This is a genomic window from Pantoea allii, assembly GCF_046529425.1.
GTDB lineage: Bacteria > Pseudomonadota > Gammaproteobacteria > Enterobacterales > Enterobacteriaceae > Pantoea > Pantoea allii.
Window position 1 is genome coordinate 1,588,333 of sequence record NZ_CP125958.1, and the last position, 20,290, is coordinate 1,608,622.

A 20,290-nucleotide genomic window follows, 5' to 3' on the forward strand; every position below is an offset into this window, starting at 1 on the left:
GAACGTGATTAGAGTTGAAATGCTGTCCACGGGCGATGAAGTGTTACATGGTCAAATCGTCGATACCAACGCGGCCTGGCTGGCTGATGTGTTATTTCAGCACGGGCTGCCGATGACCAGCCGTACGACGGTCGGTGACTCCCTGTCATCGCTGGTGGAGACGCTACAGACGCGTAGCCTTGAGGCGGACGTCCTCATCGTCAACGGCGGTCTTGGCCCTACCAGTGACGATCTCAGTGCTCAGGCGGCGGCCAAAGCGAGCGGGGTAGCGCTGGTCATGCAGGAAGACTGGCTGGAAACCATGGAGGCCTGGTTCGCCAGCCGCGGACGGGTGATGGCAGACAGCAATCGCAAGCAGGCAGAAATCCCCGCTAACGCTGAAATGCTGGATAACCCGGTCGGTACCGCCTGTGGGTTCGCCATGCAACTCAACCGCTGCTGGTTGTTTTTCACCCCTGGCGTGCCTTCAGAATTTAAAGTCATGGTTGAGCAACAAATCATTCCCCGCCTGAAAGACAAATTTGAACTGCCCGAGCCGCCGCTTTGTCTGCGCCTGACCACGTTTGGTCGTGGGGAAAGTGACATTGCCAATGAACTGGAGCCGCTGCCCCTGCCAGAGAACGTGTTAATGGGCTACCGCTCGTCGATGCCCATTATCGAAATCAAACTGACCGGGCCGGCCTCCCAGCGTGTTGCAATGGAGCAGGTCTGGCAACAGGTGCGTTTGCTGCTGGCGGAGTGCACGATTTTTGAAGGCACCGAGGGGCTGCCTGCACTGTTGGCGCGTGAGCTGCATCAGCGTAACTGGCGCCTGGCGATTAGCGAGCAGTACACCGCAGGTTTACTGAACTGGCAGCTGGCTTCAGCTGAGGTTCCCCTGAGCGCCACCGAAATTTTACCGCAGCAGGACGAAAGTCTTGAAGTACAGGTAATGCGTACTCAGGCGCTGGCGGCGAGGCTTCAGACACCGTTAGCCCTGTCGGTAGGCAATCTACGCGAAGGCGAAATCTCCGTTGCGCTCCATACGCCAGAGGCCACATGGGGGCAACGCGTGAAGTTCAGCCACGGTCGCCACAACCTGGAAACCCGGCAAAAAGTCGTGGCGATGATGGCGATGAATATGCTGCGGCGCTGGTTGCACGGCAGTGAGGTAAGCACAGGCCACGGCTGGATTGACGTAATCGAAACGGTTAAGCACTAAGGATTACAGGGCCGCATTGCGTGAAGGCGGCCCTGTACATCCAGGCTGTTCGGCTCTTCTGCACGAACGCTACTCCGGTCTCGGCTGGCATGATGCCGTAGGCTGCAGTAACCCCCCCGCCAGCACGTTAAATGTCGCCGTCACTTTCGCTAAGGTCGCCTGAGGATCATCACTGGCGGCCACCCACAATGCGGCAGTAAAAGCGGCACCGTTGAGCAAGCGGGCTGCCGCTTCGACGTCCACCGGCTTCACTACTCCGTTCTCAACCATCTCACTCAGCGCGCTTTGCGTGGCAGCCAGGCAGGCGTTCTGGCTGGGCCAGAGAGAGGGATCGCCAAGAAAGGCCGGGCCATCCAGTAACACAATGCGCTGGACTTCAGGGTCGAGCGCCATGTGAATGTACGCGATCCCTTCCTCCAGTAGCTGGTTCCAGCTGTCTTTTATACCCGCCGCTCTCTCTTTGGCCCGATGGGCTATTTCGCTATCGACTTCCGCTACAACGGCGGCGAGCAGGCCGCGCTTATCGCCAAAGTTGTGGTAGAGCGCTCCCCGGGTTAACCCGACGCTGGCAGTAAGCTCATCCATAGAAGCGGCTGCAAAGCCTTTTTCTGCAAACGCTTTGCGTGCTGCGGATATCAGTTTGACGCGATTCTCTTCCATCGTGACCGCGCGTGGCCGTGCTGTCATCTCTCCTCCTTTTCAGATACGTACCGTATTTGGATTTGACATACGACGCGTATCTGTGTTCTATTTCATATACGCCATGTATCTTAAATCAAGCAGGTGATGCGTGCATGACTTACTGACCGTAAATCGATTAAAGGTGATTGTATGATGACTCGTGAGGCCGTATTTCCCGAAGGACGCCATGCGCTGTATGACATGCATGGGTATTCTGCTGCCATCCGCTCTGGTGACCTGCTGTTTGTCTCCGGCCAGGTCGGCAGCCGCACAGACGGCACGCCAGAGCCGGATTTTGCCGCTCAGGTAGCGCTTGCCTTTGATAACCTGCGGCAAACCCTGGCGGCGGCGGGCTGCACATTGGACGATCTTATCGACGTCACCACCTTTCATACCGATCCTGAACATCAGTTTGAAACCATCATGCAGGTAAAGAATGCCCTGTTTCCTCAGGCACCTTATCCCAACTGGACGGCGGTCGGCGTGACCTGGCTGGCGGGGTTTGATTTTGAAATTAAGGTGATTGCGCGTATTCCCTGAACTATCCGTGGGCATAAAAAAACCGCAACCCGGTCGGGATTACGGTTTTTAAACGCGGACGGCTCAGGCGTTAAAGCTCAAGCTCAATGTCGCCTTTCGCCTTACAGCAGCAGGGCAGAATCTCGCCCTGTTCAATGAAAGCCAGCGGCGTTTCCGCATAGTCGACCTCACCGCTCAGCAGCCGCATACGGCAGGAGCCGCAGTAGCCTTCGCGGCACTGGAATTCAACACACAGATTGTTGGCTTCCAGCATGGTCAGCAGGTTAGGGTGATCGTCTGCGCACTCCAGTCGGGTACCGGAGCTGCGCAGAATAACAACAGAACGGCTCATTATTACAGCTGGAAGTCGTCGAAGTCGTTTTCACCCACTTCGGAGTCAATCTGACCGACCAGGTAAGAGCTGACTTCCACTTCCTGCGGGGCCACCTGAACGTTGTCCGACACCAGCCAGGCGTTAATCCAGGGAATCGGGTTCGAGCGTGTTTCAAACGGCAGGTCGAGGCCAACTGCCTGCATACGAATATTAGTGATGTATTCAATATACTGGCACAGGATATCTTTGTTCAGGCCGATCATTGAGCCGCCGCTGAACAGGTATTCCGCCCACTCTTTTTCCTGCAACGCCGCTTTCTTAAACAGCTCAAAACACTCCTGGCGACACTCAGCGGCAATCTCTTTCATTTCAGGATCGTCTTCGCCCGTGCGCAGCAGGTTCAGCATGTGCTGGGTGCCGGTCAGATGTAAGGCTTCATCGCGGGCAATCAACTTGATGATTTTCGCATTGCCTTCCATCAGTTCACGCTCGGCGAACGCGAATGAACAGGCAAAGCTGACGTAGAAACGAATCGCTTCCAGCGCATTGACACTCATCAGGCAGATATAAAGCTGCTTTTTCAGCGCACGCAGGCTGACGGTAACGGACTTACCCGCGACCTGATGTGTGCCTTCACCTAACAGATGCCAGTAGCTGGTCATCTCAATCAGGTCATCGTAGTACTTCGAGATATCCTGGGCACGCGCCAGAATCTGCTGGTTGGTGACGATATCGTCAAACACCACAGCCGGATCGTTGACGATGTTGCGGATGATGTGCGTATAAGAGCGCGAGTGAATCGTCTCTGAGAACGCCCAGGTTTCGATCCAGGTTTCCAGTTCAGGAATGGAGATCAGCGGCAGGAGCGCCACGTTCGGGCTGCGTCCCTGAATCGAGTCCAGCAAGGTCTGATACTTCAGGTTGCTGATGAAAATGTGTTTTTCATGATCGGGCAGTGCCTGGTAGTCGATGCGGTCACGTGAAACATCAACCTCTTCAGGACGCCAGAAGAAGGAGAGCTGCTTTTCGATCAGTTTTTCAAAGATGTCGTATTTCTGCTGGTCAAAACGCGCCACGTTAACGGACTGACCGAAAAACATCGGCTCTTTCAACTGGTCATTTTTGTTCTGTGAAAAAGTGGAGTAAGCCATAAAAACTGTCCAAAGTAGACGAGGCTCAGCACCGGCCTCGCGGGAAAATGTGGGCGGGAAAGGCTTCCCGCCCGACCGTCAGATCTTACAGGCGCCGCTCTCGCAGCCATCATCCTGAATAGAAGGTGCCAGATCATCCTGTGCATCTTCCGCACCATCACGGGTGTTTTGATAATAGAGTGTCTTAACGCCAAACTTGTAGGCGGTCAGCAGATCTTTTAACAACTGCTTCATCGGCACTTTGCCGTTGGCAAAACGTGACGGATCGTAGTTGGTGTTAGACGAAATCGCCTGGTCGACGAATTTCTGCATCACGCCGACCAGTTGCAGGTAACCATCGTTCGACGGCATATCCCACAGCAGTTCGTACTGATCTTTAAGGCGCTCATACTCCGGCACAACCTGACGCAGAATACCGTCTTTGGATGCCTTGATGCTGATATGACCACGCGGTGGCTCAATACCATTGGTTGCGTTTGAAATCTGCGATGAGGTTTCAGACGGCATCAGCGCGGACAGCGTCGAGTTACGCAGACCGTGGGTTTTAATCTGCTCACGCAGGGTTTCCCAGTCCAGGTGCAGCGGCTCATTACAGATCGCATCCAGATCTTTCTTGTAGGTGTCGATCGGCAGCACGCCCTGCGCATAAGTGGTTTCATTGAACCACGGGCAGGCACCTTGCTCTTTCGCCAGCTCATTGGACGCTTTCAGCAGGTAGTACTGAATGGCTTCAAACGTTTTGTGCGTCAGACCATTGGCACTGCCGTCGGAGTAACGTACACCGTGTTTCGCCAGGTAGTAAGCAAAGTTAATTACGCCAATACCCAGCGTACGGCGACCCATTGCACCGCGTTGTGCGGCCGGGATAGGGTAGTCCTGATAATCGAGCAGGGCATCCAGTGCACGCACCGCGAGTGTTGCCAGCTCTTCCAGGTCGTCCAGGCTTTCGATGGCACCCAGGTTAAAGGCTGACAGCGTACACAACGCGATTTCACCGTTGTCGTCGTTAACGTCGCTCATCGGTTTGGTTGGCAGCGCAATTTCCAGGCACAGATTAGACTGGCGCACGGGAGCGATGCTGGCGTCAAACGGGCTGTGCGTGTTGCAATGATCGACGTTCTGGATGTAGATACGGCCCGTTGAGGCGCGTTCCTGCATCATCAGCGAGAACAGGTCAACCGCTTTGACACGCTGCTTACGAATGCTGCTGTCTTTTTCGTATTTGGTGTAGAGACGCTCAAATTCGTCCTGATCGGCAAAGAACGCATCATACAGGCCAGGCACGTCTGACGGGCTGAACAGCGTGATGTCTTCGCCTTTAAGCAGACGCTGGTACATCAGTTTGTTGAGCTGCACGCCATAGTCCATATGACGAACGCGGTTGCCTTCAACGCCACGGTTGTTCTTCAGAACTAACAGGCTTTCGACTTCCAGATGCCACATGGGATAGAACAGTGTGGCTGCACCACCACGGACGCCGCCCTGCGAACAGGATTTTACGGCGGTCTGGAAGTGTTTGTAGAACGGAATACAGCCGGTATGGAAGGCTTCACCGCCGCGGATAGGGCTACCCAACGCGCGGATACGGCCGGCGTTAATACCAATGCCCGCACGCTGAGAAACGTATTTCACAATCGCACTGGAAGTGGCATTGATGGAGTCCAGACTGTCGCCGCACTCAATCAGCACACACGAGCTGAACTGACGCGTAGGCGTACGCACACCGGACATGATGGGCGTCGGCAGTGAGATTTTAAAGGTCGAGATCGCATCATAGAAACGCTTGATGTAATCCATGCGGGTCGCACGAGGATAAGCTGAGAACAGGCAGGCTGCGACCAGGATATACAGGAACTGTGCGCTTTCATAGATTTCACCGGATACACGGTTCTGAGCCAGATATTTGCCTTCTAACTGCTTCACCGCCGCGTAGGAAAAATTCATGTCACGCCAGTGGTCGAGAAAGCCGTCCATCTGCTCGAACTCTTCACGGCTGTAGTCTTCCAGCAGATGGCGGTCGTACTTACCCAGATCGACCATCTTAACAACCTGATCGTACAGGGCTGGGGGTTCAAACTGACCGTAAGCTTTCTTGCGCAGGTGGAAAATAGCCAGTCGCGCAGCCAGATACTGATAATCAGGGGCATCGCGAGAAATGAGGTCTGCAGCGGCCTTAATGATAGTTTCATGGATGTCAGACGTTTTGATGCCATCATAAAACTGAATGTGGGAACGCAGCTCTACCTGTGAAACCGACACATTGTTCAGCCCTTCGGCCGCCCAGTCGAGGACACGGTGAATTTTGTCGAGATCAATGCGCTCCTGGCGGCCATCGCGTTTAGTAACGAGCAGACTTTGGTTCATGTCGCGTTTTTACCTTTGCGTGAGTATCCAATAATTAAAAGAAATCCCGATTTATGCACAGCATATTCATTGTGAATAATGTTGTGGATAAACACTACATCTTGGGGTTGTCGAAGATATGTATAACAATATGGAGGCTTATTCTAGTATTTTGCTGGCGCTTAACAAGAGGAAAAAATGATGTCTACGGGGGTTGTATTTTCTAAGGGTTTTCTTAAGCCGCGTCTCGTAAGGCCGCAGGTCATGTCAACCATCCAGAGAAAATATTGCAATTTATGATCGACCGCTGATTTTTCAAACATTGCGCAAGTTTTTCAAACACCAGAAAGCAGGCATCAGCAAGATGTGCAAATGTCATGGCTCCGATGACACAGAACTGCCCCATGGGAAAATTAGCGCGAGCAGATGACAACAGGATGACAGCAGCGTGGGCAGAGCCGCACGCTGCGGCGGATCAGGCGTCGCCGTGGTGGGCGTGTATCATGTAGTTCACATCAACACCGTTACCCAGACGAAACTTATCGGTGATGGGGTTGTAGTGCAGGCCAATCATATTGCGCTCACGCAGTGGCGTTTCATCGACCCAGCCCAGCAGTTCGGAAGGGCGGATAAATTTTTTCACATCATGCGTGCCGCGCGGCACCATGCGCAGAACATACTCAGCGCCAAAAATAGCCATCAGCCAGGCTTTGGGATTACGGTTAATGGTAGAAAAGAACACCTCACCGCCGGGTTTCACCAGCTGCGCGCAGGCGTGCACCACCGAACGTGGATCGGGCACATGTTCCAGCATTTCCATGCAGGTCACCACATCGTATTCGCCCGCGTGTTGGCTGGCGTGCTCTTCCACCGTCTGCTGCACATAGCTGAGCGTGACGCCGCTTTCCAGCGCGTGCAGACGCGCGACTTCCAGCGGTTCAGCGCCCATATCCAATCCGGTGACCACTGCGCCTTCCCGTGCCATGCTTTCGGCCAGGATACCGCCGCCACAGCCGACATCCAGCACCTTCTTGCCAAACAGCCCGTTGCTGTGTTGTGCAATATAGCCCAGCCGCAGAGGGTTAATACGGTGCAGCGGTTTAAATTCGCCCTCCAGATCCCACCAGCGCGAGGCAACGGCCTCAAACTTGGCAATTTCCTTATGGTCAACGTTCTGACCGCTTTCCTGTGAAGTTGAAATCATAACCTTGTTACTCCGGCTAATAGCGTTGATGGTTGGGAGTATACCTCAAGCTGAACCAGGCCGTAGGCTGAAGAGTCAGCAGTCATAGCCAAACCTGGCTTAAATCGAAAGGCACGATGACAAAAGAGAATGTTTCACTGGCAAGCCGAAAGGAGGGAGCAACTGAAATGTGATTATGTTATCAGCACTATCAGAATGATGACCGGAAGCTAAAGATGGCCTGATCGCAGTTGGCGTAAGGGTAAAACGGCGAGACAAAAAACGCGCTTACGTTATGTGTTTTCTGGTTAGCAACAAAGGGATTAAAGCCATGAAATAGGGAAAGGGTATCCACAAAAAACCAATCGCACGGCTTCTGTTCAGATAGTTAAGGCACCGCAAACTGCTGGAAATAAGAGGCATAATAAATGCAATGATCAGCAGGATTGAAAGGGAATCGTCCGCCAGAAAGGACAGGTAGAGCGAAAACCAGACTAGCTGGAAAACCAGGAAGATGAAGTATTCGAGTTTCGAATCTTTTTCTTCGTAATTCATGCAGAGTCTGAACCCTTTTTTTATGGTTTTAAAAATCAAGGTTCTCTCCTTTTTAAAACAAATATCATGCTAATAATAAAACCGAATAAAAAAGCCAGGAAGATGTTCAGTGGATATCCAGTGGTAATGCTTTCACATGGAATGGGTTTTATCTTGGAGTTGACTGTTATTGCAATTATCGATGTTAGTATTTGAATGAATTGTTGGGTTATGATTTTTTTTACGCGTGCTGATTTTTTTCTAAGAATAAATGCAGCGAGTAAACAAAATATTGATAACGTGAGGCCAGTAATAGTTTTATTATAAAATAAGCTACTGATGTTACCAGAAAAAAAATCTTGACAGGCAGAAGATAGCGTTAAAATTTCATAATGGAAATTAAAGCCGAGACAAAATAAGAACAGTGATGATATTATTGAAAATAAATAAAAAAACTTGTTATTCATAGTGTTACACCATGTTTTTTTAGATCAAGCATTGATTTTTTTAGTTCTGTTTTATCAGTAACTAATTTTGTTTCTTTTGTATTGCTATTGTACTTTGCCATTGCCGTAGGTGTATCTATTCCACCATTATCCATAGTGAACTTTACGTTTTTGTTCCCGTAAAGAATAATGTTAGGTATAGGGTCTTTCCCATAATTGATCGTTGGTGAAATTCTGGTTGTTCTGGGCTTGGTCAAGTTTTTAGGTATATCCAATACATCAGAGTCAGGGAGTGCTGAAAAGGAGGCTAACGAACCTGAAAATGCCAGCGTATACACTAAATCACCTGTGTATTTTGTCTGTACCGGGGTGCCAAACGAATATTTTATAGTCTGCCAAAGAGTGATATTTGCAGGGTTGATTTTTGCTCCCTCCATATACATATCTTGCTTTCTGGAGAGGCTAATCACCATGCGATATATCTGAACGAGTGAGGGGGAAATTCCACCAAAAGAAAAATTATCAGGAATGAGTCCGTCACGAGGGTAAATACGCTCGATAATATAATAAAGACCTGTGTTTTCAACCAGTGATATATTCATAGGATAGCCAACGGTTACATTAATTTTTTTAATATCATAACATTTACTCTTTGATTTTGAAGTACCTTAGAATGAGTAATTCAATCAGAGCCAGTGGAACTGAGCGTGAAAGATGTTTTTTGGGATTAATCCTGGTTTTCTGCAATTTAGAGTGGCGGTCATAAAGCAACAATTCAACATGTCACACGACTGCCTCAACTGCTGTGATTATCAAGGAGTGATAAGAGTGGCTGATGCCGAAGTAAACCTGTTTATTGGTCGCAAATTATACGTTTCACTCTGTGTCCAGCATCGCCTGTAAGGTGCATTTTCGTGTTGTACCTGTCTGGGTTAAATTTGTGCCAGTAAGGGATGAAAAACCTCGTGGTTGTCGTTGCTTTACTTTTCCCTCACGTGCGGCTCTATGATATACTTTCGCACCTTTAAAATCCGGGATTAGTAGAGGGATAGCGGCTCCATGAGCGACCTTGCGAGAGAAATTACACCGGTTAATATCGAAGAAGAGTTAAAAAATTCTTACCTCGATTACGCCATGTCGGTCATCGTTGGCCGAGCTTTACCCGATGTGCGTGATGGCCTGAAGCCAGTGCATCGCCGCGTACTTTTCGCGATGAGCGAACTGGGTAATGACTGGAACAAACCCTATAAAAAATCTGCCCGCGTCGTCGGTGACGTTATCGGTAAATATCACCCGCATGGTGATTCTGCCGTTTACGACACCATTGTACGTATGGCCCAGCCTTTCTCCCTGCGTTACATGCTGGTGGACGGTCAAGGCAACTTCGGCTCCATCGACGGCGACTCCGCTGCGGCGATGCGTTATACCGAAGTGCGCATGTCCAAAATCGCCCACGACCTGTTAGCTGACCTGGAAAAAGAGACCGTCGATTTCGTTCCGAACTACGACGGTACAGAGCAGATCCCTGAAGTTCTGCCCACCAAAATCCCTAACCTGCTGGTAAACGGCTCGTCCGGTATCGCAGTCGGTATGGCAACCAACATTCCGCCGCATAACCTGCGCGAAGTGATCAACGGCTGCCTCGCTTATATCGAAGATGAAAACATCAGCATTGAAGGGCTGATGGAACACATTCCGGGGCCTGACTTCCCGACAGCGGCAATCATCAATGGCCGCCGCGGCATTGAAGAAGCCTATCGCACCGGCCGTGGTAAGGTTTATATCCGTGCCCGTGGCGAAGTAGAAGTGGATGCCAAAACCGGGCGTGAAACGATCATCATTCACGAACTTCCGTATCAGGTGAACAAAGCTCGCCTGATCGAGAAAATCGCCGAGCTGGTGAAAGAAAAACGCGTCGAAGGGATCAGCGCCCTGCGTGATGAGTCCGATAAAGACGGCATGCGCATCGTCATTGAAATCAAACGCGATGCAGTCGGTGAAGTGGTCCTTAACAACCTCTATTCACTGACTCAACTGCAAACCTCTTTCGGCATCAACATGGTGGCACTGCATCAGGGCCAGCCGAAGATTATGGCGCTGAAGGAGATTCTTGAAGCCTTCGTTCGCCATCGTCGTGAAGTGGTGACGCGTCGTACTATTTTTGAACTGCGTAAGGCGCGCGATCGCGCACATATCCTTGAAGGCCTGGCGATTGCGCTGGCTAACATCGATCCGATCATCGAACTGATTCGCCGTGCACCGACGCCAGCGGAAGCCAAAGCGGGCCTGATTTCACAAGCGTGGGATCTGGGCAACGTGTCAGCCATGCTGGAGCGCGCAGGTGACGATGCAGCCCGTCCGGAGTGGCTGGAGGCGCAGTTTGGTATTCGTGACGGCCAGTATTATCTGACCGAGCAACAGGCTCAGGCCATTCTGGACTTACGTCTGCAGAAACTGACCGGTCTTGAGCATGAAAAGCTGCTGGATGAGTACAAACAGCTGCTGGATCAAATTGCCGAGTTACTGCACATCCTGGGAAGCTCAGAGCGCTTGATGGAAGTCATCCGCGAAGAGCTGGAACTGATGCGCGATCAGTTTGGTGATGAGCGCCGCACGGAAATCACCGCGAACAGTGCTGACATCAACATCGAAGACCTGATCAATCAGGAAGACGTGGTGGTTACGCTGTCGCATCAGGGTTATGTGAAATATCAGCCACTGACGGATTATGAAGCGCAGCGCCGTGGTGGCAAAGGCAAGTCAGCCGCACGCATTAAAGAAGAAGACTTTATCGATCGTCTGTTGGTGGCCAACACCCACGATACCATTCTGTGCTTCTCCAGCCGTGGCCGACTCTACTGGATGAAGGTCTACCAGTTGCCGGAAGCCAGCCGTGGTGCGCGTGGACGTCCCATCGTCAACCTGCTGCCGCTTGAAGCCAACGAACGTATCACGGCGATTCTGCCAGTGCGCGAATATACCGAAGGCTTCAACATCTTCATGGCAACCGCAAGCGGTACAGTGAAGAAAACGGGTCTGCAAGAGTTCAGCCGCCCACGCAGCGCCGGTATCATTGCCATTAACCTGCGCGATGATGATGAGCTGATTGGTGTCGCGCTGACCAACGGTAACGATGAAGCGATGTTGTTCTCGGCTGCCGGTAAAGTGGTGCGCTTCGCCGAATCTGCCGTGCGTGCCATGGGTCGTACCGCTTCGGGCGTTCGTGGTATCAAGCTGGCGCAGAACGATCGGGTGGTTTCACTCATCGTGCCGCGCGAAGAGGGCGCTATCCTGACGGTCACCCAGAACGGCTATGGTAAGCGTACAGCTAACAGCGAATACCCGACCAAGTCGCGTGCTACGCAGGGCGTTATCTCTATCAAAGTGACCGAGCGTAACGGTCCGGTGATTGGCGCAGTGCAGGTGGTCGACAGCGATCAGATCATGATGATCACCGATGCAGGCACTCTGGTGCGTACACGGGTATCTGAAGTCAGCATCGTGGGCCGTAATACCCAGGGTGTGATTCTGATTCGTACTGCAGAAGACGAGAACGTTGTCGGACTGCAACGCGTTGCGGAGCCGGTGGAAGAAGAAGAGCTGGATTCCATCGACGGCAGCGTCGCGGAAGGGGACGAAGATATCGTGCCTGAAGTCGACAACGACGACGACGATGTCCCCGCAGCGGACGACGACGTGTAAGTCATCCAACGCACGTGAGTCATGAACGGCAGGTCAGGGGCAACCCGACCTGCCGTTTTTTTTGCGGTGGTGTGTTAGCAAGGATGATTTCCCGTAAGGTCAAACATTCCCAAACTGCGGTCGCGCTCCGTAGCCGACTGGCTTTTTTGCTGCGATAAAGCTAGTGTATGAGCATTAAAAATCCAACGATGCGACTAACCTTGCCACCTGCGAGTCACCTTTGAAATATCTAGTCTCTTTCCGCACGACGCTTCGCATTTCGCGCTATCTGTTTCGCGCGCTGGCGCTGCTAATCTGGTTACTGGGCGCGGTGCTGACCACCTTCTATATCATCAGCGTACTTCACGATAAAGAGAATAAGGTTCGTCAGGAATTCGCCAGCAACTACGGGACAATTGACTGGTACGTGCGCCACTCGGCGGGCATGATGCGTGAGCTCAAGTACATCGCTGAAAACCATTTAACCAGTAGCGGGGCCGATCCCTCAGGTCGGTTACCGGCCGGCAAAACCATTCAACCGCAGTTTACGCCACTGTATTCAGGCGACGACTGTGCCTCCATGAGCACCACCTGGCGCACCTCACTGGACTCACTTGGCAACTATATCAATTACTGGAAAAGCAACTTTGCCTCATCTTATGATTTGAGCAGGGTTTTCCTGATTAGTGGGGATAGTAAGTGCCTGGCGGATTTTGCTATCGGCAATAACGTCAGTCGCGATCGCAGTCTGAAACTACTGCAAGAAAACCTACAACGCTACCGCAACAGCTCGGAAGAGGACCGGCGCAATCCCGCTTACTGGGTAAACAGTAGCGCGCAGCCTGGCGTGGGTAGCTTCTCTGTTGTGATGCCGATATACGTTGCCGATAAGCTTCAGGCCTTGCTGGGGGTGGAACAAAACATTCAGCTTGAGGAGTTTATTCAGCCCGGTAGCCTGCCCGTAACAGCCACGATCACGGATGAAAACTATTATCCGCTCCTGACCTCGCGCCGGGGTGGTTTAGGTTTTTCACTAAATGAATTGCCCGATGACAAAACCTGGTTTGGCTATCTTGACGGTTATCGTCAACTGGTGCTGAAAAAACCGCTGCCGCCCTCGAATCTTAACGTGGTGTGGTCGGTATCGACCGACGTGCTGGTCGATCAGCTTAAGCTGATGATGATTAATGCCTTATTGCTTAATATCCTGAGCGCGATTGTGCTGTTTACGCTGGCCTGGCTATTTGAGCGGCGCATGTTTCTGCCAGCGGAAGAAAATGCCCACCGGCTGGAAGAGCATGAGCAGTTTAACCGTAAAATTGTGGCCTCGGCCCCGGTCGGGATTTGTATTCTGCGCACCAGCGATGGCACCAACATTCTCAGTAATGAGCTGGCGCACAACTATCTCACGCTGCTGACGCAAGAAGATCGTAAGCGATTGAATGAGATTATCGGTGGTCAGCAGGTTAACTTTGTCGATGTGCTGACGGGCAGCAACACTAACCTGCAAATCAGCTTCGTGCATTCCCGCTATCGAAATGAGAACGTAGCCATCTGTGTGCTGGTGGACGTGTCCGCGCGCGTCCGTATGGAGCAATCGCTACAGGAAATGGCCCATGCTGCTGAACAGGCCAGCCAGTCGAAATCGATGTTCCTGGCGACGGTCAGCCACGAACTTCGTACGCCGCTGTATGGCATCATTGGCAACCTGGATCTGCTGCAGACGCGGCAGTTGCCGAGCGGGATAGCGTCGCTGGTCACCGCAATGAATAACTCCTCCAGCCTGCTGCTGAAAATCATCAGCGATATTCTCGATTTCTCCAAAATCGAGTCGGAGCAGCTGAAGATAGAACCACGTCCTTTCTCGCCGCGAGAAGTGATTACCCACATTGTTGGTAACTACCTCTCCCTGGTGGTAAAGAAACGTCTGACGCTTTACTGCTATATCGAGCACGATGTGCCGCAGGCGCTTGATGGCGATCCACTGCGCCTGCAACAGGTGATTTCTAACCTGCTGAATAATGCCATTAAATTTACCCATACGGGCTGCATTATCCTGCATGCCTATGTCACACAAGGCTATCTGGCGTTCCGCACGCGGGATACCGGCGTCGGCATTCCGGCAAAAGAGTTAACCCGACTGTTCGATCCTTTTTTCCAGGTGGGTAATGGCGTACAGCGTAATTTTCAGGGCACCGGGCTGGGTTTAGCAATTTGCGAAAAGCTCATCAATATGATGGACGGTGATATTGAGGTTGAGTCTGAGCCAGGGATGGGAAGCCAGTTTATTGTGCGCATTCCCATCTATAACGGTAAGCAGCCTTCAATCCCGCTGCTGGATGGGTTACAGGATAAGAAAATCTGGCTGGCGATGCGTAATGAATACCTGGCGCAGTATCTTGAGCGGTTGTTAAAGCAGCATGGTATTCAGGTCGCCGAATATCAGGCTGATCCCGGCAGTGATGATGTGGTGTTAACGGATTATTCGTTAGACGTTAGCTCTCCGGTTCGCGCAGTTATCACCGTTGACGGCTCACACGTGGACATGCCGCGTGAGCCCCAGGCCGGGCGCTGGATTCACAGCACCGCCACCCTGCATGAGCTGCCAACCCTGCTGGCGCGCATTTACCGCATTGCGGTTGAATCCGACGTGAACGATGCGTTGTCGCTGGCCAGTCCGGTGGAAGAGAAAATTCATAACGACGACATTATGGTGCTGATCGTTGACGATCATCCTATCAACCGTATGTTGCTGTCAGAGCAGCTTGGCACGCTGGGTTATCAGGTTAAAACGGCACAGGATGGCGTTGATGCGTTGAATGTCCTCAGCCGTAACAGCATTGATATAGTGCTGACCGATGTGAACATGCCGAATATGGATGGCTATCGCCTGACACAGCGGTTGCGTCAGCTTGGGCACGTATTCCCGGTGGTGGGCGTGACGGCGAATGCGCTGGCGGAAGAAAAACAACGTTGTATGGATGCCGGAATGGACAACTGTCTGTCGAAGCCAGTGACGTTAGACGTGCTGAAAACGACGCTGGGTATTTATGCGGAGCGGGTACGAAAAACGCGGGAAGGATAGCCGGGAAGAGAGGCGGTGCGTAAACGCACCGCCTGCGGACTTAATCTTTATCGATTTGGGTCGCACTGACCGATGACAGGTAGTTGAGCAGGGCGATATCGTTATCCACACCCAACTTCATCATGGCTGATTTTTTCTGGCTACTGATGGTTTTAATACTGCGGTTCAGCTTCTTGGCAATTTCTGTGACCAGGAAACCTTCAGCAAAGAGGCGCAATACTTCGCTCTCTTTTGGCGACAAACGTTTGTCGCCATAACCGCCCGCACTGATTTTCTCCAGCAGTTTAGCCACGCTTTCTGGCGTATATTTCTTGCCTTTCTGCAGGGCTGCCAGCGCTTTTGGCAGATCGGTTGGCGCACCCTGTTTCAGTACGATCCCTTCAATATCCAGATCCAGTACCGAGCTCAGAATCGCCGGGTTATTGTTCATGGTAAGAACAATAATGGACAGGTCGGGATAGTGACGTTTGATATATTTAATCAGCGTAATACCGTCACCATACTTTTCACCTGGCATGGAGAGGTCGGTGATCAGAACATTCGCATCAAGCTTGGACAGGTTGTTGATCAGCGCCGTTGAATCTTCAAATTCGCCTACAACGTTAACCCACTCAATTTGTTCCAGAGATTTTCGGATACCGAAAAGAACAATTGGGTGATCATCCGCAATAATTACATTCAAGTTATTCATCTTATTGGTTACCTTGCTGCAGCAGTTGATTGACATAAGCGTCAATATTACTGGTGGTATTTGTAATGTTTGAATCGTCACACACTTTAATGTGGTGTTCTAACTCTTCACAAAGCTGTTTGCCCGGTGTCAAATTGAGCATAGCAAACACGCCTTTAAGGCGATGAGCTGTCTGAGCAAGCGAGGCATAATCTGATATCGCTGACTCAGTATACAATCTCTTTACATCATCCGGTACTGTCTCAGTAAACAGCTGGAAATAGCCACCACTTAACAGTGGCGTGCTGGCGTCATCGTCGGTGTCATCCTCCATCACATCGTGGGACAATTGCTTCTCAATCAGTGCCAGTAATGCATCAAGTAGTGCATTGCTGAGATTGAAATTGACGCGATACTGTTGATCGTTTAAAGCATGATGGCCGGGTTCATCTTCCGCCAGCAATAAAGCCCAGCCACATAATTTGCTGGGGTCGTCAGTAATTTGTACATCATGATCCTGGCCTGAGATGCGTTCATCTGGCGTCAGGCAGCGTGCGCCCCAGTTCTCCAGATGGCGACAGACGATCTTGTGGACGTCTTCAACCGCGATCTCCACCAGGGCGGTAATCCCTTCGAGGATTTTCTCTTCATCCTCTTCGCGCTTTTCTTCAAGCGTAAGCGGAAGCTGAATATTATAGCGAGTACCAATATCCGCTTTGGCGACGATTTCCAGACTGCCGCCCATCTGCTTGCACAGCTGTTTACACAGGAAAAACGCCATCCCGGAAGCCTGACCATAACGATCTTGGCTGGTATCGCCCAGGAACGGGAAGTCGACATTGGCCAGTTCATCCACGGTGAGTCCGGCACCGGTGTCCACCAGCTCGATATAAAGGCGGTCGGGATGGTGCTCCGCCGTTTTCACTTCGAGCGTTATCTTGCCCCAGCGCGTCGTGATCAAGGCATAATGCATCAGCGTCGTCAGCACTTTGCGCAGGGCACGGCGATCGCCAAACCGCATTTCATCATTCGCCTGATGATTATTCACCACGAGCGATAATCCCTTGCGACGCAGCAGCGGCAGACTTTCCAGAGTGATCTCGTCCAGCAGTTCCTGCAGGTTAAACACCGAGGCATCCGGGGACCAGTCATGCGCTTCAAGGCGATTGAGCAGCACGATATCGTCAACCAGGCGGGCCAGTGACTGACTCTCATCCAGAATATCCAGCACGCTCTCGTCGTTCTCACGCTGGCTCAGGTGAACCAGCTGCGAAACGATCTTTTCCAGCGGCTGGTTTAACGCGTGACCAAGGTGATGGAGCAACTGCTGACGCATCTGGTGGTTACGATCTAACACCTGTTGCGCTTTCTGCAGCTTCTTGTTCACCAGTAGCTCACGATCCTGATCGCGCATCATAAACAGCTGAGTATGCGGTGATAAGACGCTGCGCGCGTGGCGGATTTCATACACCTCATTGTTAATCGTGGCTTGGAGTACGCCCTGATGCTGATCGGACATATTGATGATCTTCTGCAAATTAAGGTGAGGCAAAAGATGCTCAGCGATTTTATTGCTTAACAAGGTGCGATTGCTGGCGAAGTCATAGACCAGCAAGCCAACCGGTAAGCTGGCGACAATCTCCTGATTAAGTACACGGAGCGAATCCAGCTCGGCGCTCTGGTTTTCACTCGGGCGCAGAGACTGTTGACGTAACAACAACATTCCGCCAAGTGACAGCAAGAACAGCAGCAGGTTAATCAGCAACGGCCACATCAAATTATGCGCGCTGTCGAGCAACAGGCGTAAGAAGGGCACCTGATAGACCAGCTGTAACGATGTGCTCGGGAGCGTTGCGGCTATTTCGATATCGTGACTGACCAACGAAACCTGCGTGGTTTCGACATCTTCCTGGTTGCTGCTGGCGCTGTTATTCAGCGGAGCATCCTGACGCAGCTGGAAGTTTTCCACCGGCATATTGAGTGGGAGCAAGTCATTAACAGGTAAATCAAATGCCACCACGGTGGCCAGATGGCCCGGCTGATTGAACGTCGTACGCAGGGTAAAATAGTGGTCATTCTGAAAAGCGAGATGACGCAGCGGTGAAAAGCTTTCACGCTCATCCAGCGCATTAGCCTGTTGCAGCATTTCTGCACGTCGTGCCTCAACCAGAGAACTGATGGCGTTCTCTTTGTAGCGCGTGGTCATGTCTTTCAGGGGCAGGGTGGAAATCATGATCAGGCTGTTGTCCTGACCATTTAAAAAATACATTGACCATGTCGGCGTTTCTGCACCCCATAACGTATCCAGGTAACTGGACATCCGCATCGACATATCCAGCGTGCTGCTGTCATGCGAACCGAAAATCAGCGCTTCGGTTTTGCGTCGGGTTTTTTCCAGATAGTAGACATCCGGACGCAGGCGCGTCTCTTGTAAATTCGTGGCGGGTGTCGATCCGGCGGCGCTGGTCGACAGGTTTTCATAGATCTGCCAGGTCACAAAGCGATAGGCATCAATGCGTTTTTGAATATCACGCGCCATATCCGCCATGGCATAACGTTTATCCGTCAACCAGGCATTGACGGAATTTTGCACCATAAAGCCCAGCGCCAGTAACAGCACCAGATTAAATACGATAAAAAAGCGAGTGACATTACCGGATGTCAGCGGAAACTTATACAACATAGCGCTCAGATACCTGAATTATCGCGCAACGTTGCGCGCACTGACAGCCACAGCTAACAATAACAGCGCAATAAGCAAAAATGCACCGCTAAGGCTAATCCATTGAGAAATGAACCCGATCAACGCCGGACCAGAAAGAATACCTGCATATCCCAACGTTGTCATGGCAGAAATCGCCAGGTTCGCCGGCATATCATGCTGATTACCTGCCGAATTAAATAACATGGGCACGGTATTCGATAAACCAAAACCCACCAGTAAGAAAGCCAGCAGTGAGGCTTCTGGCCAGGGCAGGAGCACGGCTAAGGTCATGCCTGAAGCCGCCGCCAGTGCGCCCATCAACATAACCGGGTAGCGGCCAACGCGGTGAATGATTTTATCGCCGCTAAAACGTCCAATCGTCATGGCGACGGAAAACAGGGCATAGCCCAGCCCGGCATGCGCCGTCGTCATTGAGGGGTTTTGTAACAGCAGAAGTGCGCCCCAGTCGAGCACGGCTCCTTCCGCTAAAAACAGAATAAAACACAGCATGCCCAGAAAGGCGACGCGTCCACGCGGAATCACCAGCCACGACTGATCGGGCTGATGTAAGCGCTGATTCATATAGGTTGGCAGACGCCAGAGCAACAGTACCCCCATCACGGCCATAATGATTAACACGGCTATTAACGGGGTAAACGTCAGGCTTAACAGCAGGCTAACCGCACCGGCACCCAGAATACCGCCCAGGCTAAAAAAAGCATGGAAGCCCGACATCATCGGTCTGCCGGATGCTTTTTCCACTTCTACCGCCTGATAGTTCATGGCGACGTCCAGCATGCCCAGTCCGGCACCAAACAGCATCAATGTTGCTGCCATTAACAAATGTGTTTGCACTGTGGCGAGCAGCGGCATCATGAATAACACCACTAACGTCGAACAGACGATCACTCTGCGGCAGCCAAAGCGCGCCACTAAGGTGCCGGTCACCGGCATGGCAAGGAGTGAGCCAATTCCCAGACACAGCAAAAGCGCACCCAATGAGGCGCCATCTAAGTGCAATCGATCGCGTGCATAGGGCACCAACGGAGCCCAGGCAGACATCCCCAATCCGTTGATCAAAAAAATAGTACGGGTGCCCCCGCTCAGGCGGCTGTCAGATTGGCTTGATTTTGCGGCATCCAGTGCTGTCATGGCTCTAATTCATCAGTAGCAAAGCAGAAAAGTGTAGCATCAATTTCCTGTAAAACGCTGTGAGAACACAGGTTTAACAGGTTAACCGGCCTGCTGTAACAGGTCATGAGAAAAGCCAGTGTACCGACTTTTATCCTGATGGATGTGTTTTCCAGAACTTTCCTGGCAAAGCCCGCGAATAAACCCAAAACAGCTCCCTTTCCAGGACGATCTTCATCACAAGTTCGCAAGGTGAATAGCTTAGCTGAATTTGAGTATCTGGCAGAAAGCAAAGAACCCAAAAAAGAGAGTCTTTTCCGTCACTTTTGCTATTTACTGGAAACATTTAGCAATGTTTTGACATGGGAGATCATCTTTCCCACCCTGTGCTCTGCTGATTAATCACAAATATGGCTAATGTTATTTTGATTAATTCATAAATAAAACTGCATCTTATGATTGATTTTTAAACGCGATAAGTTAACTATTGATTGCATGGTGTTGCTGTTTATGAACATCGGTTAACAAGAATTTTAAAAAATAAAGTAAATGCTTAGGACATGGTCGGTTTTCTGTGTCTTTTTCTCGCACTGCCCACACCAGACTGAAACGTTTTCTGATACACAG

The 20,290-nt window shown here is 51.3% G+C and carries 13 protein-coding genes; 4 read left to right on the forward strand and 9 right to left on the reverse strand.

All coding sequences use genetic code 11. The features are described 5' to 3' along the window. Positions 1-4 precede the first annotated feature (4 nt). Entirely contained in the window at positions 5-1,201 is a 1,197-nt protein-coding gene (locus tag QNH99_RS07760) for a nicotinamide mononucleotide deamidase-related protein YfaY (protein WP_410517517.1), read from the forward strand. A gap of 69 nt (positions 1,202-1,270) precedes the next feature. On the opposite strand, the gene QNH99_RS07765 is transcribed toward QNH99_RS07760, so the two are convergent. Next, on the reverse strand, positions 1,271-1,888 hold the full coding sequence (locus QNH99_RS07765) for a TetR/AcrR family transcriptional regulator (RefSeq protein WP_256852774.1): 618 nt from the start codon (positions 1,886-1,888) through the stop codon (positions 1,271-1,273). Between the two features lie 144 nt (positions 1,889-2,032). Here QNH99_RS07765 and QNH99_RS07770 point away from each other — a divergent pair, with 144 nt between their 5' ends. Continuing rightward, on the forward strand, positions 2,033-2,422 hold the full coding sequence (locus tag QNH99_RS07770) for a RidA family protein (RefSeq protein WP_063880282.1): 390 nt from the start codon (positions 2,033-2,035) through the stop codon (positions 2,420-2,422). Between the two features lie 70 nt (positions 2,423-2,492). Here QNH99_RS07770 and yfaE read toward each other — a convergent pair whose 3' ends face one another. The 5 genes from yfaE to QNH99_RS07795 form a co-directional block, all read right to left on the reverse strand. Further along, entirely contained in the window at positions 2,493-2,753 is a 261-nt protein-coding gene (gene yfaE, locus QNH99_RS07775) for a class I ribonucleotide reductase maintenance protein YfaE (protein WP_063880281.1), read from the reverse strand. A gap of 2 nt (positions 2,754-2,755) precedes the next feature. Next, positions 2,756-3,886: a class Ia ribonucleoside-diphosphate reductase subunit beta gene (gene nrdB, locus QNH99_RS07780; RefSeq protein WP_063880280.1), complete on the reverse strand. Its 1,131-nt coding sequence runs from the start codon at positions 3,884-3,886 to the stop codon at positions 2,756-2,758. A gap of 78 nt (positions 3,887-3,964) precedes the next feature. Next, the gene (gene nrdA / locus QNH99_RS07785; protein ID WP_063880279.1) at positions 3,965-6,250 is read right to left on the reverse strand and encodes a class 1a ribonucleoside-diphosphate reductase subunit alpha; all 2,286 of its coding nucleotides are present in this window, start codon (positions 6,248-6,250) and stop codon (positions 3,965-3,967) included. A gap of 454 nt (positions 6,251-6,704) precedes the next feature. Continuing rightward, on the reverse strand, positions 6,705-7,433 hold the full coding sequence (ubiG, locus tag QNH99_RS07790; protein WP_063880278.1) for a bifunctional 2-polyprenyl-6-hydroxyphenol methylase/3-demethylubiquinol 3-O-methyltransferase UbiG: 729 nt from the start codon (positions 7,431-7,433) through the stop codon (positions 6,705-6,707). A gap of 976 nt (positions 7,434-8,409) precedes the next feature. Continuing rightward, on the reverse strand, positions 8,410-8,994 hold the full coding sequence (locus QNH99_RS07795) for a hypothetical protein (protein ID WP_063880275.1): 585 nt from the start codon (positions 8,992-8,994) through the stop codon (positions 8,410-8,412). Between the two features lie 457 nt (positions 8,995-9,451). On the opposite strand from QNH99_RS07795, the gene gyrA reads away from it, so the two are divergent. Then, positions 9,452-12,094, forward strand: a complete 2,643-nt coding sequence (gene gyrA, locus QNH99_RS07800; protein WP_063880274.1) for a DNA topoisomerase (ATP-hydrolyzing) subunit A — start codon at positions 9,452-9,454, stop codon at positions 12,092-12,094. Between the two features lie 220 nt (positions 12,095-12,314). Further along, entirely contained in the window at positions 12,315-15,158 is a 2,844-nt protein-coding gene (gene rcsC, locus QNH99_RS07805) for a two-component system sensor histidine kinase RcsC (RefSeq protein ID WP_063880273.1), read from the forward strand. Positions 15,159-15,198: 40 nt separating this feature from the next. On the opposite strand, the gene rcsB is transcribed toward rcsC, so the two are convergent. Genes rcsB through QNH99_RS07820 form a run of 3 tightly spaced genes read right to left on the reverse strand, consistent with a single transcriptional unit; the run spans position 15,199 to position 19,684 of the window. Beyond that, on the reverse strand, positions 15,199-15,849 hold the full coding sequence (gene rcsB, locus QNH99_RS07810; RefSeq protein WP_014605387.1) for a response regulator transcription factor RcsB: 651 nt from the start codon (positions 15,847-15,849) through the stop codon (positions 15,199-15,201). 1 nt (position 15,850) lies between these two features. After that, the gene (rcsD, locus tag QNH99_RS07815; RefSeq protein WP_283356072.1) at positions 15,851-18,511 is read right to left on the reverse strand and encodes a phosphotransferase RcsD; all 2,661 of its coding nucleotides are present in this window, start codon (positions 18,509-18,511) and stop codon (positions 15,851-15,853) included. A gap of 18 nt (positions 18,512-18,529) precedes the next feature. Continuing rightward, positions 18,530-19,684 carry an MFS transporter gene (locus tag QNH99_RS07820; RefSeq protein ID WP_096010871.1) on the reverse strand — a complete coding sequence of 385 codons (1,155 nt, stop codon included), beginning with the start codon at positions 19,682-19,684 and terminating at the stop codon, positions 18,530-18,532. Between the last annotated feature and the right edge of the window lie 606 nt (positions 19,685-20,290).